The organism is Streptomyces stelliscabiei, from assembly GCF_014873495.1.
Classification (GTDB): domain Bacteria; phylum Actinomycetota; class Actinomycetes; order Streptomycetales; family Streptomycetaceae; genus Streptomyces; species Streptomyces bottropensis.
Window position 1 is genome coordinate 9,069,199 of the sequence record NZ_JADBGF010000001.1, and the last position, 15,519, is coordinate 9,084,717.

Genomic DNA, 15,519 nt, shown 5'->3' on the forward strand with positions numbered 1-15,519 from the left:
GGGGCGGCCGCTGCTCGGCATCGGCGGGGGGTTTCGCGCCGCTCGGTGGAGGGGGCGGGGCCCGTGCGCCGGCTGGTCGCGGTGGGGGAGGGCTCCCGTGCTGCTTCGTGGGGGTGGGGCCAGGCTCAGGCGGCTTCCGCTCGGGTATCGGCGGGGGGTGCCTTGTCGTGCGTGGGTGCGTGGGTGCGTGGGTGGGTGCGTGGGTGGGTGCGTACGGGACCCGTGCGCTGGTCGCTGCGTGGTGAGCGCCCCCACCCGCTCGTCCGGGTCGGTCGAGGGCGGGGCGGCTTCGGCTCGGCCTGGCCGGGGGTTCCGTGCCGCTACGGCCGTGCGAGCCGGCCCGTGCGCCCGCTCGGCGCGGTCAGGTGAGCGCCCCCGAGCCGCCCGTGCGCATGGGCGACGCCCGCCCGTCGGCTGCTCGGAGGCGCCCGAGACCCCCGCGTCGCCACCGACGTAGGCAGGGACTCGCGGCCTCTGCCCGAAGTGGGCTGGGCGCTCTCGCCGAACGAGGTCGGGCGAGTGGCCGCCGCTGCCGCTGGTGCTGGTCCGGGCGGGGCCGTCCTGGTGGGGCGAGTGACCTGCAGCCGTCGCTCGCGTGGGCGGGCCCGGGGGCCCGCGCGTCGCTGGACGTCGCTGCGGGCCCCCGGGGTCACTACACGGCGGCTGCCTGGTGTGCCTGTTGCAGGCGGGCGCCACGGTCGGGGGCCGTGTCGAGCCGGGCGAGGGCGGCCGGGATGGCGACGGACGGCAGGATGTGCTTCCACATCGCCGACACCCGCTTCTCCAGATCCAGCAGGGCCGAGCTGATCTGGGAGAACGCCTGGATCCCGGTGAAGGATCCGACGATCAGCTCCGCCGTCTCATGGCAGTCGACGTGCGGCAGCACCTCGCCGTCGCGCCTGGCCTGCTCCAGCAGTTCCTCGCACACCTTGGCCCAGGCCAGGAAGGGGCTGTCCGACGCGAAGTCGATGGACCCGCGCTCCAGCGCCAGACGGCTCCCGGCGCGCAGCATCGCGTCGTTCGGCAGTGCGTGGGCGACGGCCATGGTCAGGTCGATCACCTCCTGCAACTTGGACGTCTGGGGTGACACGTGCAGATGGAGCGTCTGCTCCTCCAGTACGCCGCGCGCCAGGTCCTCCTTGGACGGGAAGTGGAAGTACAGGGCGCCCTTGGTCACCGACACCCTGGACAGGATCTCCTTGATCGACGCCGCGTCGTAGCCCATCTCGTCGAAGACCAACGCCGCGCCCTGCAGGATGAGCCGCCTCGTCTCCACTGCCCGCGCCTGCTGTGCCATGCGGTTTCTCCTGTGCTCGAGTAATGCCACCGCCGACCGGAGCGGTACTCGGAACGGCCGGTACGACAACTTATCAAGTCGGTGCCCTCAGACGATGGAAAAAAACCGGCTGACCTGTATTGTGATGGAGCCGACAGGGGTTCGAATCTCCTTTTGGGGGGGACATGTCCGTATCAATGCTTGAGAACGACGTGGAACTGGAAGCCCCGCTTCCGCTGCTCGACCGGCCCAACAGCTCTGATTCCAGCTCCAAGATCTTCATCCCGGCCCAGAGAGGGCAGCAGCCCAGGTTCACCACCACGGTGCCCAAGGAGTACGTCCACCGTGCCGCCGTGGCCGAGGTGCTGCTGACGGGGTGGCAGCGCCTGGACGACACCCGCTTCGTGGCCTCCGCGCAATGGCCGCGCGCCCACAGCTACTTCACGTCCTCATGCGGGGAGCACTACGACCCGACGCTGGTAGCGGAGACCATCCGCCAGGTCGGCACCCTGCTCTCGCACGCCGAGTTCGGTGTTCCGCTCAACAGCCACTTCATCCTGAACGGCCTCGAATACACCTGTGAGCCCGAGCAGTTGCAGATATTCGGGACGCCGGCCGAGCTTTCGCTGTCCATCACCACCGCGAACGTCCGGCACAGGGGCGGGCAGTTGGCCGGGGTGGACTTCCACGTCGAGATCATGCGCGACGGCCGGCCGGTGGGCTCGGGCGTGGCGAAGGCCAGCATGCTCCGGCCGCAGGTCTACAGCCGGATCCGCGGTGAGCGGCTGACGCCGGACGCCCGGACGCAGACGCCGCTGGCCGAACCGGTCGAGCCCGCGCTGGTCGACCGCCGTTACGCCCCGGACGTGGTGCTCGCCCCCGGGGACGCTCCGGGTCGGTGGCTCCTGCGGGCCGACCAGCGTCACCCCATCCTCTTCGAGCACCCCAACGACCACATCCCCGGGATGGTGCTGCTGGAGGCCGCCCGGCAGGTCACGCGGGTCCTCGTCCCCGGCAGTACGGCCATCTCCACCGATAACTCCTTCGAGCGGTACGTGGAGTTCGACACGCCCTGCCTCATCGAGGCGGAGGAGTGCGAGTCGGCCGATCCGGCGGTCAGGGTCGTGTCCGTGCGGGCCGTACAGGACGGTCGTACGGCGTTCACCAGCACCATCGTCCTTGCGGTGCCCACCGCGTAGACCGGCGCCGGGGGGCGGGCTCGCCCGGCGCCACGACGACGGCGGCAGCGGCGAGCATCGGACGCGAGCGACGTGGGCAGCGCGAGGAGCACGACGAACGCGATGAGCACGACGAGTACTTGGACGCGAGGGCGAGACGAACGTGAGGAGCACGACGAACGGGGTTCCGCACCACGCGGAACCCCGTTCGTCGTCCGGTCAGAGGATCGTGAAACCGCCGTCCACCGGCAGGATCACACCGGTGGCGAACGAGGAGCGGTCGCTGCACAGCCAGGCGGCCGCCTCGGCTATCTCCTCGGGCTCCGCCGTGCGGGACTGCGGGGTGAGCTGATGGAGCATCGGCTCCACGCCCGGGTTGTCCCGGAACCAGTCGTTCACCATCTCGCTGCGCGTCGTCCCCGGAGCCACCGCGTTGACCCGGATGCCCTGGCCGGCGTACTCGGCGGCCGCAGCCCGGGTCAGACCGACGACCGCGTGCTTGGACGTGACGTACGGCGCCGCGACCGGCGTCGCCACCAGGCCGCCCACGCTGCTGGTGTTGACGATGGAGCCGCCGCCCGTCTCCAGCATCGCGGTGATCTCGTGGCGCAGGCAGTTCCAGACGCCGCGGACGTTCGTGTCCATGATCCGGTCGTATGTCTCGTCGTCCATCAGATGGAGCGGGGTCTGCTCCACTCCGTATCCGGCGTTGTTGAAGGCCACGTCCAGCCGCCCGAAGTGCTCGACGGCAGCCCGTACCGCCTCCGCCACCTCGGCGCCGCGCGCCACGTCGGCGACCGCGTACCGGGCCTTGTGTCCCTCGGACTGCAAGGCGTCGACCAGGTCGGCCAGTTGTCTCTCCCGTCGGGCGACGAGCAGTACACGGGCGCCTTCGCGTGCGAAGACCCGGGCGGCGGCGGCACCGATGCCGCTGCTCGCACCCGTGATGAGGGCCACCTTGTCGACGAGAAGTCCGTTCCCTGAGGATGTCATGCCCACTTCATAGCGCAGTGGGGACGTCACGGAACGGAATCACGTCTATCAATTGGTCGAAGCCGCAAGATACTTCGTTTATCGGTCCTGCCAGCAGGTCCCGTCCGCCGCCTCGGCGTCCAGGGTGCGCAGCAGGTCCGCCCCGATCTCGGCCGGTGACCGCACCAGATGCCGTACGCCCACCGCGCGCATCGCCTCCCGCTGGAAGCCGTGCTCGAAGTCGCTGGGGCTGCCGACGAAGGGCACCCCGAGGTCGCGGGCGGTCTCGGCGACCCTTGCCACGTCGTCGATGACGAGCACCTGGTCGGGCCGGAGCCCGAACGTCTCGGTGACGAGTTCGCGGATCCCGGGGCGGTAGGCGTCGGTGCACACGTATCCGGGATCGTCGAAGAGGTCGGCGTGCTCGCCGAGGGCGCTGTCGAAGTGGGAGCGGTCGAGGCCGCCGTAGCAGACGGTCCGCAGTCCCGCGGCGCGGAGCAGTCCGACCATGGCGAGCGCTCCGTCGAGAATCCGCACCCCGTGACGTTCGACGTACTCGGCCCGTTCGCGGAAATACACCTCCAGGACCTTCTCCGGGGACCAGGCGACGCCCGCCGCCTCGGCGATCACCCGTGCGGCCTCGGCCTGCCGTTGGGAGAAGATCCGCCGTTCCAGCTCGGCCGTGTAGACACCGCCACGGCTGACGATGAAGTGGTGGATCACCGGACTGAACGTGTCGTTCAGCATCACCCCGTCGATGTTCACCGCAGCCGCACGCAGATGCCGGAGCCGTCCGCCCGTCATGCCCTTCCCCCTTCAGTCGGCGGGGTCATCCTAGTGAGCGGGGGCGTGAAGATCCCGTCGTTCCGCGCGCGGGCCGGTGCGGATCCGGTCCGGACGCGAGGGGCGCTCCTCCAGGAGGGAGGTGAGCAGATCGGCCATGACGCTCAGGCCGTTCTGGCTGAGCACCGACTCCGGGTGGAACTGCACCGAGCGGAAACCCGGCCCGCGCACGGCATGCACCTGGCCGTTCTCCTGGTCCCGGCACACCTCCACGGTGTCCGCCACCCCGGGGGCGACGATCAGATCCGTGTTCGCGCGGGCGGCGAAGGTGTTGTAGAAGCCGACCAGTTCGAGCCGGCCGAACAGATCGATCTTTCTCTGCACCCCCTGGTCGGGGTGCTCCTTGCGGACCAGGTCGAGGCCGAGGAGTCCGCTCAGTACCTGGTGGCTCAGACACACCGACAGAAACGGCCGTCCCTCGTCCAGCAGCCGGCGCGTGAGCGCGCGCAGACGGGCGATCTTCGGGTGCCGCGTCCGCCTCGGGTCCCCGGGCCCCGGCCCGAGCACGACGAGGTCGTAGGCGTCGGGGTCGTAGGCGTCGTCGAAGCGGCGCACGGTCACGACCGGTCCCAGCGCGCGCAGTTGGTGGTCCCACATCGCGGTGAAGGTGTCCTCCGCGTCCACCACCAGCACCCTCCGGTCGACGAGCGCGGGCACCGGGTGGGCCCTCGGCCCGGTGTCCCCCAGCCAGAAGGAGGAGAGGGCGCTGTTGCGCTGCCGCAGGGCGGCGAGGACATCGGGATGGCGGGCGAACGACGCCGGCCGCGAACCCGGACCGGTGGGCGGTTCGGTCGGCTCGGGCCCGGGCGCGTGACCGAGGGCGGACAGCAGCCCCGCCGCCTTCGCCCTGGTCTCGGCCGCCTCGGCCCACGGATCGGAGTCGCGGACCAGGGTGGCGCCCACGCCGAGAGTCATCCGGCCGGCCGCGTCGATGACGGCGGTTCGGATCAGGATGGAGGAGTCCAGCGTACGGCCGCCCTCGGCGTCGCGGCCGATGAGCGCCAGCACACCGCTGTAGTAGCCGCGGCCGTGCGGCTCGAATCTGCGGACGACCTTGGCCGCGCTCTCCAGCGGACTGCCGGTCACCGTCGGCGCGAACAGGGTCTCCCGCAGGACGTCGCGGACGTCGGCGGTCGCCCGGCCCTCCACGACGTACTCCGTGTGCGCCAGACCGGCCATCTCGACGAGCCGCGGACCCTTCGCCCGGACCCCGAAGTCGCTGACCCGGGCCATCATCTTCAGTTCCTCGTCGACGACCATCGACAGCTCGTCGGCCTCCTTGGCGTCGGCCAGGAAGGACAGCACCCCGGTCAGCGTGGGGCCTTGCGCCGGGTACCGGTAGGTGCCGCTGATCGGGTTCATGACCGCGACCCCGTCCGACAGGCTCAGATGCCGCTCCGGGGTCGCGCCGACGAACGTCCTGCCGCCCACGTGCACCACGAAGGTCCAGTACGCCCCCCGCTCCCGCTCCAGCAGACGGCGGAAGACCGCCAGGGCCAGCAGCGGCGAGTAGTCGGAGATGTCCGCGACGAAGGTCCGTCTGACCACGAAGTTGGCGCCCTCGCCGTTGCCGATCTCCTCCTCGACGACGCGGCGGACCAGGTCCGCGTACGCCGCGTCGTCGATGTCGAAGCCACCTCCGGCCAGATCGATCCGGGCGTCCGGCAACTGCGCCAGTGCCTCGGAGACCGGGAGCGACTCCTGCGTACGGACCCGCAGCGTGATCACCGGGGCCCCGTCGTCCACCGCCTCGAAGCCGCGCTCGGAGAGCTGCCGGTAGGGGATCACGACCAGTACCTCGTGCTCGGGGCGCCCGGTGCCCGGGTCCCGGCCGGCGGTGTCGCTCCGCAGCGGGATGTCGGCCAGGCGGGCCACCTCCGCCGAGTCGCCGACCAGCACCTCGATCCGGTCCGCGGGTCCGGTCCGCGGCCGGTGCAGCAACGCGAACTCCGGGTGCGGCGCCGCCAGGATCCGCCCGAGCGGCGACGCGGCGTACGGGTCGTCGCGCACTGCCTGCGTCACGGCGCCGCCTCCTGTCGGACGTGTCCGCCGTCCGGAACCGGGGAGAGCCGGTCCAGGACGGCCGCGGTCGTCAGCGTCATCGCGCACCGCTCGGCCGCGTAGCGCAGGGCGAACCGGTGGTGCTCGGGTGTGAAGTCGGCGACGGCGTCGGCGACGAGGAACGACTGGATGTCCGAGGCGAAGGCGTCCGCGCTGGTCATGAGGATTCCGACATGGGCGTACACACCGCACACGATCAGCTGGTCGCGCCCCCATTCCCGCATGGACGCCAGGAGCCGGGTGCGGTGGAAGGCGCTGTAGCGCCACTTGGTCAGCACCAGGTCGCCCGTACCGGGCCGGATCGGGTCGACCACCTCACGGTGCTCCTGCGCGACGGTCATCCCGGAACCCCAGAAGTCCCGCAGCAGACCGCGCTGTTGCTCCGTCATACCGCCGGGCTGGGTGGTGTAGGCGACCGGGACGCCGAGCGCCGCGCACCGCTCCCGCAGGGCGGTGACATGGTCGACCAGTTCCGTCACCGGCGACCGGCCGGCGGGGAAGGGCTCGACGAAGTACTTCTGCATGTCATGGATCAGCAGGACCGCCCGCCGCGGGTCCACCGTCCACCGGGCGGTGTTCCGCGGCAACTCGTCCTCGGTCGGCATCGGGTAGGCCGTGATGGCCGGGATTCCCATACGGGAACTCCTCTCTGGGAGCCGGTGCGGCCCCGGGGACGGTGGGATGCGGACTCGCACCCCACCCCGCGCCCCCGGGGCCTCTGTGATGGATCGCCGCGGCGTCGCGACACCGCCTCGGAGACGACGGCCGGCGAAGGCGCCGTGCGGGACTTCGGAAAGACCCCCCTAGTGACCGAGCGCCGCGCCGCCGTCGACGGTCAGGTCCTGCATCGTGATGTGGGCGGCCCGGTCGGAGAGCAGGAACACCACCGCGTCGGCGATGTGCTGGGGCCGTGCGATGCGCCCCAACGGGATGCCGACACGGAACGCGGACGCGACGCCGTCGATCGACGCCCGCTCGGCGCCCTCGTCCCAGAGCGCGGTCAGCATCGGGGTGTCGGTGGAGCCGGGGGCCACCACGTTGCAGCGGATACCGAAACGCGACACCTCCAGGCCCAGACACTTGGTGAACATGGTCGAGGCGGCCTTGGACGCCGCGTACGCGGCCATGTCCACCCGGGGGGTGCCGGACGCGTTGGACGCCACCGTCACGATGGCGCCCCGACGGCGTTCGATCATGCGGCTGACCACGGCGCGCGAGACATGGAAGACACCCGCGGTGTTCACCGCGAAGGTGGCCGCCCAGTCCTCGTCGGTGAGGGCCCATGTCCGCCCCGGCCGCAACACGCCGGCACCGTTGACGAGGTGGTCCAGCGGACCGAGGCGCCGCTCCACCAGTTCGACGACGGCCTCGACGGCGGCGCTGTCCGTCACGTCGGCGGGGAACGCCTCCGCCCGCCCGCCCGAGTCCCGCACCCGCGCGGCCAGTTCCTCCAGCCCCTCCGCGTTCCGGTCGAGCATCGCGACCACGGCACCGTGCGCGGCGAGGGTACGCACCACGGCCTCGCCCATGCCACCGGCTGCCCCCGTGACCAGGGCGACCCTGTTCTCTATTCCATCGACATCCATGACGAATCCAAAGATCGACGACGATCGGCCGCGGCCGACCAGGGGTTTCGCGGTGGGACCGGAACGCGGCGCGTCAGCGCAGCAGCGACCGGCCCTGCCAGGCGGCGGCGACCTCAAGTGCCTGCGCCGGATTCAGCCGCGGATCGCACAGACTGGTGTAGCGGTCCCCGAGGGATTCGACGGATCGCGCGTCGTCGACGCACTCGACGACGTCGTCGGGGGTGGTCTCCAGATGCAGACCGCCCACGACCGCGCCGGCCTCGTCGATCGCCTTCTGGAACTCCCGCACCTCACGGATCACGCTCTCCACGAGCCTGGTCTTCAGGCCGCCCGGCCCGCTGATCGTGTTGCCGTGCATCGGGTCCGACAGCCAGACCACCGGGTGCCCCGCGTCGCGCACGGCCGCGGCCATGGCGGGCAGCCGGTCGGCCACCGCGTCCGCGCCCATCCTCGCGATCAGGGTGAGACGGCCCGGCTCGCGGTCGGGGTCGAGCCGTTCGCACAGGGCCAGCAGGTCCTCGACCCGCATGTCCGAACCGACCTTGGAGGCCACCGGGTTGGCCACGGACGCCAGCAGCGCCACATGGGCACCGTCCAACTGGTTGGTGCGGTAACCGATCCACGGCCAGTGGGTCGAGGCGAGATAGCGCCGGCCCGTCTCGTCCGTGCGGATCAGCGGCGCCTCGTAGTCGAGCAGCAGCGCCTCGTGGCTGGTCCACACCGGGGTGACGAAGGCCGGGGGCTGCAGGGCGATCCGGGACCGCAGCGCCTCCATGGCCCGGCTCGCCGCGTCGTAGCCCGAGCGCAGCCGGCGCGGGTCGGGGCGCCGTGACCGCGCGTCCGGCTCGGGGCCGTTGACCATGTGGCCCCGGTAGACCGGCAGTTCGACGCCGTCCACCAGCTCGGTGGGGCGGGAGCGCGGCTTGGCGAACTGGCCCGCCATCCGGCCGACCCTGAGCGTGGGCAGCAGGGTGTTCATGGACATCACCCCGGCGAGCGCCTCCAGCAGCGCCACCTTGCGGGTGACATGGCCGGGCTCGCACTCGGCCGGGTCCTCCGCGCAGTCCCCCGCCTGGACCACCTGGAACCGTCCGGCCACCACCTGGGCCAGCAGGCCGCGCAGTTCGGCCACCTCCCCGGCGGTCACCAGCCCCGGCCGGTCGGCGAGTTCGAACGTGACAGTGGCCAGGAGGTCGAGGTTCTCCCATTCGGGCTGCTGCCGTGCGGGCAGGGCCCGCCAGAGCTCCCCCCGGTCCTCCAACAGGGCCGGCCCGCCTGCGGCCGGTCGGGTCGCGATCGCGTCGCTGGTCACCAAGAACCTCCGTGGTCGTGAATGGTTCACCGTCTCTGAGAGGGCGTGTCCGATACGCCGCACCGCTCCCCGCGCCGCGCGGACGGCTGACTCTCGCCGAGTGCGCTGTCGTGGCACGGGCGATCAACCGCGCGGCGGTCGACTCCGCCGGTTTCCACGGGACTTCGTCGTACGCCGGAATGCGAAGCCGTTCGGAACCGACGCCTTGAATACTCCGCGACCGGCCACCGGCCCGATCCCCTTCTCCGGAAGTGCCGGGCGGACTCCGTCAAGTCCGTACCTTTCGCGCGCGCCGACGCCCCTGCCCGTGCTTCGCGCGCGCCACGTCGTCGCGCGCGTGTTCCCCCGGGCCCGTGACGGCGGACGGACGGAAGAGGCCCCCGGCGGCGAAGGAACAGACGCCCGGCGGCGAAGGAACAGACCCCACCGCGGACTTGATTGCTTTCGCCGTTCAAAGCTCCCGGTCAATTCGGCCTCCTGTTGGACTCGGAGGTACGCGGACGCCGATCACCCCACCAGGACCGGACCGAACACACCGTCGACCTGGTCCGACGCGGACGCGCGAGACGTACGGGGCCCGGCCGACCGGGCGGCTCCGGCAGACCACCAGAAAGGGCACCGTGAACAGCGAACTGCTTGTATCCGACGTGAGCCACTTCCGGGTCGACTACGAGATCAACCCCTACATGGACACGGCCGTCCAGCCCGACATCGAGGCGGCCCACGCCGAGCACCAGGCCATCGTGGCCGCGCACCTCGCGGCCGGCCGCAAGGTGGAGTACGTGCCGTCCGCACCCGACTGCCCGGACATGGTGTTCACCGCCAACGCCGCCCTCGTCCGCGGCGAGCGGGCCCTGCTCGGCAGCCCCCCGCCCGAACGCAAGGCCGAGGTGCCATACTTCGCGGAATGGCTGGCCGACCGGGGGTTCGAGGTCATCGAGGCGCCCTACGCGTTCAGCGGGCAGGGCGACGCGCTGGCCTACGGCGACCAGCTGCTCACCGCGTACGGCCAGCGCACCGACGAGCGGATGCTCCGGGTGCTGGCCCGCGAACTCGACTACGAGGTGGTGCCGCTGCGTACGGCGGGCTGCCGCTGGTACGACCTCGACCTGGCCGTCGGTGTCATCGCCCCGGGCCTGCTGGCGTACTGCCCGGACGCCCTCGACGCACCCAGCCTGCGGACCCTGCGCGGCCTCGGGGCCGACCTGGTCGAGGTGTCCGCCGAGGAGGCCGCGAGGTTCGCGCTGAACCTGGTCAGCGACGGCACCACCGTGACCATGACGCGGGGCGCGCCGCTGCTCGCCGCCGCGCTGCGCGACCGAGGCCTCGACGTGGTCGAACTCGACACGACCGAACTGGCCAAGGGCGGCGGCGGGGTCCGCTGCACCGCCCTGACGCTCGACAACCCGCCGGCGCGGCAGGGTTCATGATGTCGGGGCCGTGCGCCCCGGGGACCGGGTCCGCACGGCCGTCCGCACGCATGAAACGGCCGTACACACGCACACGTTCGTCGTCCCTCCCCGCCGGTGAGCGGGGCGGGCCGATCGCCCACCGATGGGGGAGCAGGCAGGTATGAACAGGGGATCCGCGCGGGTGCGCCGGGCTCTCGGCGCGCTGACGGCGGTGCTCGCCGCCGTGCTGATCGTGCTGGGCGGGGCCGGTACCGCGGCCGCCCACGCGGAGCTCGACTCCACCGACCCGGCGCCGGACTCGGTCGTGCCGAGGCAGCCGTCCGCCGTCACCCTCACCTTCAGCGAGGGGGTGACGCTGCCCGCCGACTCGCTCCGGGTCCTCGATCCGGCGGGCGAGCGGGTCGACACGGGTACCCCGGGACATGCCTCCGGCCGGCCCGAGACCGCACGGGTGGCCCTGCGCGACGGCCTCGCGGACGGCACCTACACGGTGGCCTGGCAGGTGATCTTCGCGGACTCGCACCCGGGCGGCGGCGCCTTCACGTTCTCCGTCGGAAAGCCGTCCGCCAGCTCCGTCTCCGTCGCGGAACTCCAGGGCACCCGGACGGACGGCCTGATCACCTTCCTGTACGGCACCGGTCGCGCGGTCGCGTACGCCGCGTTCGCGCTGCTGGCGGGGGCGGTGGCGTTCGTCCTGGTCTGCTGGCCGGCGGGCGCGGCGGTCCGGCGGGTGCAGGGGCTGCTGGCGGCCGGCTGGATCGGTCTGCTGGGCTCCACCATCGTGCTGATGATGCTGCGCGGCCCCTACGAACAGGGCAGTGGCATCACGCCGTCGACGGATGACGTGTCGGCGCAGGCCCATGTCCCCGTGGACGAGCGGATCTATGTCGCGCTGGCGATCCGCCTGCTGCTGCTCGCCGCGTGCGGTGTGTATCTGGTGCTGCTGGTGGGGCAGTTGGGCCAGCTGGGGCAGGGGCAGGCCCGGTCAGAGTCGCTGTCGCAGGGGCAGGCGCGGTCCGACGACGACGCGACGGGGCGGTCCTGGTCCCGGAGTCGTCTCGGCGCGGTCGGGCTGCTGCTGGCGGTCGGCCTGTCGGCGACCTGGGTCATGACGAACCACGCCTCCGAGGGTGCCCAGGTCTGGCTGGCCCTGCCGGCGACCGCGCTGCATCTGCTGGCGATGGCGGCCTGGCTGGGCGGGCTGGTGACGCTGGCCGTCGGGCTCCGCCGAGGGCTCACGGCCGCCGCGGTGGAGCGCTTCTCGCTGGTGGCCGTCGGCTCGGTGACGGTCCTGGTTCTGACGGGGCTGTACCAGTCGTGGCGCGGAGTGGGCTCCTGGGAGGCGCTGTTCGACACCGAGTACGGGCGTCTGCTGCTGATCAAGGTCGGATGCGTGGCCCTGATGCTCGGGGCGGCCTGGTTCTCCCGCTCCCGCCTCGCCCGCCTGCGCTCCGAGGCGGAGACGGGAACTTCCGCCACTCCCGGGGCGGCCGGGGCGGGAGCGTCCATCAGCCGCAGGGCGGCCGGGGCGGGAACATCCGTCAGCCGCAGGGCGGCTGGGGCGGTGTCGCCCGCCACCCTCCCGGCGACCGAGGCGGGGACGCCGGCCACCCCCATGGCCGCTGAAGCGGGGACGCCCGCCACCCTCCCGGCGGCCGAGGCGGGAACTCCCGCCACCCTCACGGCGGCTGAGGCGTCGTCGCAATCCGGGGGCGACTCCGCGCGAGTGGGCCTGCGCCGCTCCGTCCTCGCGGAGTCGGCTCTGGCCGTGGCGGTCCTCGTGGTGACCACGATGCTCACCTCCACACCGCCGGCCCGCACGGCGAGCGCGGCCGGTTCCGCTCCGCGCGGCCCCGCAACTTCTGGCGAGAGCGCCGCGCCGGGCCGCACCCTCACGCTGACGATCCCGTTCGACACGGGCGGCCGGACCGCGAACGCGCGAGGCACGGCGACGGTGAGCCTCGTCCCGGCGGCGACCGGCGGCCGCACCGTAGAACTGCGGCTGACCGGGGCCGACGGACGCCCGGCGGACGTGCCCGAGGCCGCCCTGGCCTTCACCCTGCCCGCCGAGAACCTCGGACCGCTGGGCGTGACGCTCCGACCGGACGGCGCCGGACGCCGGGTGGGCGAGGTCCGGCTCCCGCTGGCGGGCAGGTGGACGGTGTCGCTGACCGTGCGCTCGTCCGACATCGACCAGACGACCGAGAAGCGGCGGGTCACGATCGGAGGCTGAACTTCCGCTCGGGCGAGGGAAAGCGCGGACCTGACAAGGTGTCCGCTCTCCGCTTTCCGGGCGGTCGGGCGTCGACCACGCTGGGCGAATGATTCGTCACAAGTTCATGTGGCCGTGGATGATCGCGGCCATCGGATTCGTCGCGCTGGTCGCGGCGGCTGGGTTCCGGGCGACCCCCGGAGCCCTGGTGGAGCCGCTGCATCGTGAATTCGGATGGTCCAACGGGACCATCGGTTTCGCCATGTCCGTCAACCTCGCCCTCTACGGCGTCACCGCGCCCTTCGCCGCCGCGCTGATGGAACGCTTCGGCGTGCGCAAGGTGACCGCGAGCGCCATGGCCCTGATCGCCCTGGGCAGCGGCCTGACCGTCTTCATGACCGCGTCCTGGCAGCTGGTGATGCTCTGGGGCGTGATGGTCGGCCTGGGTGCCGGCGCCATCTCCCTGGGCTTCGTCGCCACGATCGGCACCCGTTGGTTCGTCAAGCAGCAGGGCCTGGTCACCGGTCTGCTCTCGGCGGGCGGTGCCACCGGTTCGCTGGTCTTCCTGCCGCTGGTGGCGAAGCTCTCCGAGGCGCCGGGCGGCTGGCGGACCGCGGCGATCGTGGTGGCCGTGGTGGCCTTCTCCACGGTGCCGCTCGTGCTGCTCTTCTTCCGTGAGCACCCCGCCGACGTCGGGATCCCGCCGTACGGCGCCGACGAGATCGTCCCCGCGCCGCCCGCCGTCAACAACGCGGCGCGGCTCGCCATCGACGGCCTGAAGAGCGCCGCCCGCACCAAGGCGTTCTGGTTCCTCGCCATGGCGTTCGCGATCTGCGGCGCCACCAGCAACGGGCTGGTCAACACCCACTTCATCCCCGCCGCCCACGACCACGGCATGCCGACGGTCACCGCCGCCGGGCTGCTCGCCCTGATCGGGATCTTCGACCTCATCGGCACGGTCCTGTCCGGCTGGCTCAGCGACCGCTACGACTCCCGGATCCTGCTGCTCGCCTACTACGCGCTGCGCGGGGTGTCGCTGCTGGTCCTGCCGCAGCTGTTCAGCGAACAGGTCACCGGCTTCATGCTCGTGTTCGTCATCTTCTACGGACTCGACTTCATCGCCACCGTGCCACCGACCGTCGCCCTGTGCCGGGAGTACTTCGGCATGTCCGCGCCGATCGTGTTCGGCTGGATCTTCGCCGCCCACCAGCTCGGTGCCGCCTTCGCCGCCACCGCGGCCGGCCTCACCCGCGACGGCTTCGGCAGCTACGCGCCCGCGTGGTACGTCGCCGGTGCCCTCAGCATCGGCGCGGCGTTCATGTCCGTGTCGATGAAGCGTCCGGCGCCCGAGAAGACGCTGCTGCAGGAGCCCGCGGTCGTTTGACGCCCGGGAACCCTCCGCGTCAGACAGTCCTTCCCGACCCCTCCCCTCCGTTCAGTTCTCTCCGAGCGGTTCCCTCAGATCCGTCCCCTCCTCGTCCCTCCCTCCTCCTGTCCCTCTCTCCCTGTCCGTCCCCCTTCCTGTCCGTCCCCTCGCGAACCGGGGTGGCGCCCCGCTGTGCTCCACGGAGGCGCCACCCCGGACTCACGGACGGGCCTCGGGTCCCACCACGGGTCCCCCCACCGGTCCGGGCCCCGAGCCCCCGGTCGCGGGTCCATGGTCGCGACCTGACGGAGTCACCCCGGTTCCGTCGACCGTAATTCCCGTTTAGGGAAGCATGTTGAGTAGATCCTCTTTTGTGAAAGGTGCCGTCATGGCGAACAACCAGCAGGTCAAGGCCGTCCTCCTCCGCGAACTGCACGAGAAGGGCGTACTGGTGCTGCCGAACGCCTGGGACGCCGGCAGCGCGGCGCTCATCGCCCAGGGCGGCGCCAAGGCCGTCGCCACCACCAGCGGCGGCGTGTCCTGGTCGGCGGGCAAGCCCGACCAGCAGGCCCTCACCCGCGACGAGATGACGACCCTGGTGCGCCGCATCGTCGACGCCGTGGACGTCCCGGTGACCGCCGACATCGAGGGCGGGTACGGAGCAGCCCCCGAGGACGTGGCGGAGACCGTCACCGCCATGATCGGGGCGGGCGTCGTCGGTGTGAACCTGGAGGACTCCAAGCCGAGCGGCGAGCTGTTCTCGGCCGAGGAGCAGGCCGCCAGGATCCGCGCCGCGCGGCAGGCCGCGGAGCGCGCCGGGCTGCCCGAGCTGGTGATCAACCTGCGCACCGACGTCTTCCTCTTCCAGATCGGCGCACCCGAGGGCCGGCAGGCCGACGTACTGGCCCGTGCCACGGCCTGCGCCGAGGCCGGGGCGGACGTCCTGTTCGTGCCGGGCCTGCTCGACCTCACGGTGATCGCCGAGCTGGTCAAGGGCCAGCCGCTGCCGGTCAACGTGATGGCCGGGCCGGGCGCGCCGACGGTGGCCGAGTTCGAGGCGGTCGGCGTACGCCGGGTCAGCGTCGGCACCGCCATCGCCCAGGCCGCCTACACGGTGGCCCAGCGGGCCGCCGCCGAGATGGTCGGCAAGGGCACGTACGACGTGCTGGCCGACGCGCTCGACTTCGGCGCGGTGAACAGCAGCTTCAGCCGCTGAGACCGCGGGAGACCCACGGGAGAACCGCGCGGCCCGAAGACATACCCGCGCACGGGGGCGCGGGTCGGTCGGTGACACCGGACTG

The 15,519-nt window shown here is 72.0% G+C and carries 12 protein-coding genes; 5 read left to right on the forward strand and 7 right to left on the reverse strand.

The window, feature by feature from the left end:
• Positions 1 to 652 precede the first annotated feature (652 nt).
• Entirely contained in the window at positions 653 to 1,297 is a 645-nt protein-coding gene (locus H4687_RS39575; RefSeq protein WP_046918660.1) for a ScbR family autoregulator-binding transcription factor, read from the reverse strand.
• 176 nt (positions 1,298 to 1,473) lie between these two features.
• Here H4687_RS39575 and H4687_RS39580 point away from each other — a divergent pair, with 176 nt between their 5' ends.
• Positions 1,474 to 2,475, forward strand: a complete 1,002-nt coding sequence (locus tag H4687_RS39580) for a ScbA/BarX family gamma-butyrolactone biosynthesis protein (RefSeq protein ID WP_046918659.1) — start codon at positions 1,474 to 1,476, stop codon at positions 2,473 to 2,475.
• 198 nt (positions 2,476 to 2,673) lie between these two features.
• On the opposite strand, the gene H4687_RS39585 is transcribed toward H4687_RS39580, so the two are convergent.
• From H4687_RS39585 to H4687_RS39610, 6 genes are all read right to left on the reverse strand, one after another.
• Positions 2,674 to 3,447 (reverse strand): glucose 1-dehydrogenase, encoded by a 774-nt coding sequence (locus H4687_RS39585; RefSeq protein WP_046918658.1) that lies wholly within the window; start codon positions 3,445 to 3,447, stop codon positions 2,674 to 2,676.
• A gap of 78 nt (positions 3,448 to 3,525) precedes the next feature.
• The gene (locus H4687_RS39590; RefSeq protein ID WP_046918657.1) at positions 3,526 to 4,230 is read right to left on the reverse strand and encodes an HAD family hydrolase; all 705 of its coding nucleotides are present in this window, start codon (positions 4,228 to 4,230) and stop codon (positions 3,526 to 3,528) included.
• 30 nt (positions 4,231 to 4,260) lie between these two features.
• On the reverse strand, positions 4,261 to 6,291 hold the full coding sequence (locus H4687_RS39595; RefSeq protein ID WP_046918656.1) for an anthranilate synthase family protein: 2,031 nt from the start codon (positions 6,289 to 6,291) through the stop codon (positions 4,261 to 4,263).
• Positions 6,288 to 6,965 (reverse strand): isochorismatase family protein, encoded by a 678-nt coding sequence (locus H4687_RS39600; protein ID WP_046918655.1) that lies wholly within the window; start codon positions 6,963 to 6,965, stop codon positions 6,288 to 6,290. The genes H4687_RS39595 and H4687_RS39600 overlap by 4 nt, the downstream gene beginning before the upstream one ends.
• Positions 6,966 to 7,133: 168 nt before the next feature.
• Positions 7,134 to 7,916, reverse strand: coding sequence for a 2,3-dihydro-2,3-dihydroxybenzoate dehydrogenase (locus H4687_RS39605; protein WP_046918654.1), 783 nt, complete (start codon positions 7,914 to 7,916; stop codon positions 7,134 to 7,136).
• 73 nt (positions 7,917 to 7,989) lie between these two features.
• Positions 7,990 to 9,228 (reverse strand): 3-deoxy-7-phosphoheptulonate synthase, encoded by a 1,239-nt coding sequence (locus tag H4687_RS39610; RefSeq protein WP_046918653.1) that lies wholly within the window; start codon positions 9,226 to 9,228, stop codon positions 7,990 to 7,992.
• 620 nt (positions 9,229 to 9,848) lie between these two features.
• On the opposite strand from H4687_RS39610, the gene H4687_RS39615 reads away from it, so the two are divergent.
• The 4 genes from H4687_RS39615 (at position 9,849) to H4687_RS39630 (ending at position 15,434) form a co-directional block, all read left to right on the forward strand.
• Entirely contained in the window at positions 9,849 to 10,658 is an 810-nt protein-coding gene (locus H4687_RS39615) for a dimethylarginine dimethylaminohydrolase family protein (protein ID WP_046918652.1), read from the forward strand.
• Positions 10,659 to 10,800: 142 nt separating this feature from the next.
• The gene (locus tag H4687_RS39620; protein ID WP_046918651.1) at positions 10,801 to 12,873 is read left to right on the forward strand and encodes a copper resistance protein CopC; all 2,073 of its coding nucleotides are present in this window, start codon (positions 10,801 to 10,803) and stop codon (positions 12,871 to 12,873) included.
• A gap of 88 nt (positions 12,874 to 12,961) precedes the next feature.
• On the forward strand, positions 12,962 to 14,236 hold the full coding sequence (locus tag H4687_RS39625; protein WP_046918650.1) for an MFS transporter: 1,275 nt from the start codon (positions 12,962 to 12,964) through the stop codon (positions 14,234 to 14,236).
• 370 nt (positions 14,237 to 14,606) lie between these two features.
• On the forward strand, positions 14,607 to 15,434 hold the full coding sequence (locus H4687_RS39630) for an isocitrate lyase/PEP mutase family protein (protein WP_050398604.1): 828 nt from the start codon (positions 14,607 to 14,609) through the stop codon (positions 15,432 to 15,434).
• Positions 15,435 to 15,519: the final 85 nt, after the last annotated feature.

Excerpts from the sequence above, each read along its gene's own strand:
- H4687_RS39575 (WP_046918660.1), bottom strand. The coding sequence starts at position 1,297 with ATGGCACAGCAGGCGCGGGCAGTGGAGACGAGGCGGCTCATCCTGCAG.
- H4687_RS39580 (WP_046918659.1), top strand. The coding sequence starts at position 1,474 with ATGCTTGAGAACGACGTGGAACTGGAAGCCCCGCTTCCGCTGCTCGAC.
- H4687_RS39585 (WP_046918658.1), bottom strand. The coding sequence starts at position 3,447 with ATGACATCCTCAGGGAACGGACTTCTCGTCGACAAGGTGGCCCTCATC.
- H4687_RS39590 (WP_046918657.1), bottom strand. The coding sequence starts at position 4,230 with ATGACGGGCGGACGGCTCCGGCATCTGCGTGCGGCTGCGGTGAACATC.
- H4687_RS39600 (WP_046918655.1), bottom strand. The coding sequence starts at position 6,965 with ATGGGAATCCCGGCCATCACGGCCTACCCGATGCCGACCGAGGACGAG.
- H4687_RS39605 (WP_046918654.1), bottom strand. The coding sequence starts at position 7,916 with ATGGATGTCGATGGAATAGAGAACAGGGTCGCCCTGGTCACGGGGGCA.
- H4687_RS39620 (WP_046918651.1), top strand. The coding sequence starts at position 10,801 with ATGAACAGGGGATCCGCGCGGGTGCGCCGGGCTCTCGGCGCGCTGACG.
- H4687_RS39625 (WP_046918650.1), top strand. The coding sequence starts at position 12,962 with ATGATTCGTCACAAGTTCATGTGGCCGTGGATGATCGCGGCCATCGGA.
- H4687_RS39630 (WP_050398604.1), top strand. The coding sequence starts at position 14,607 with ATGGCGAACAACCAGCAGGTCAAGGCCGTCCTCCTCCGCGAACTGCAC.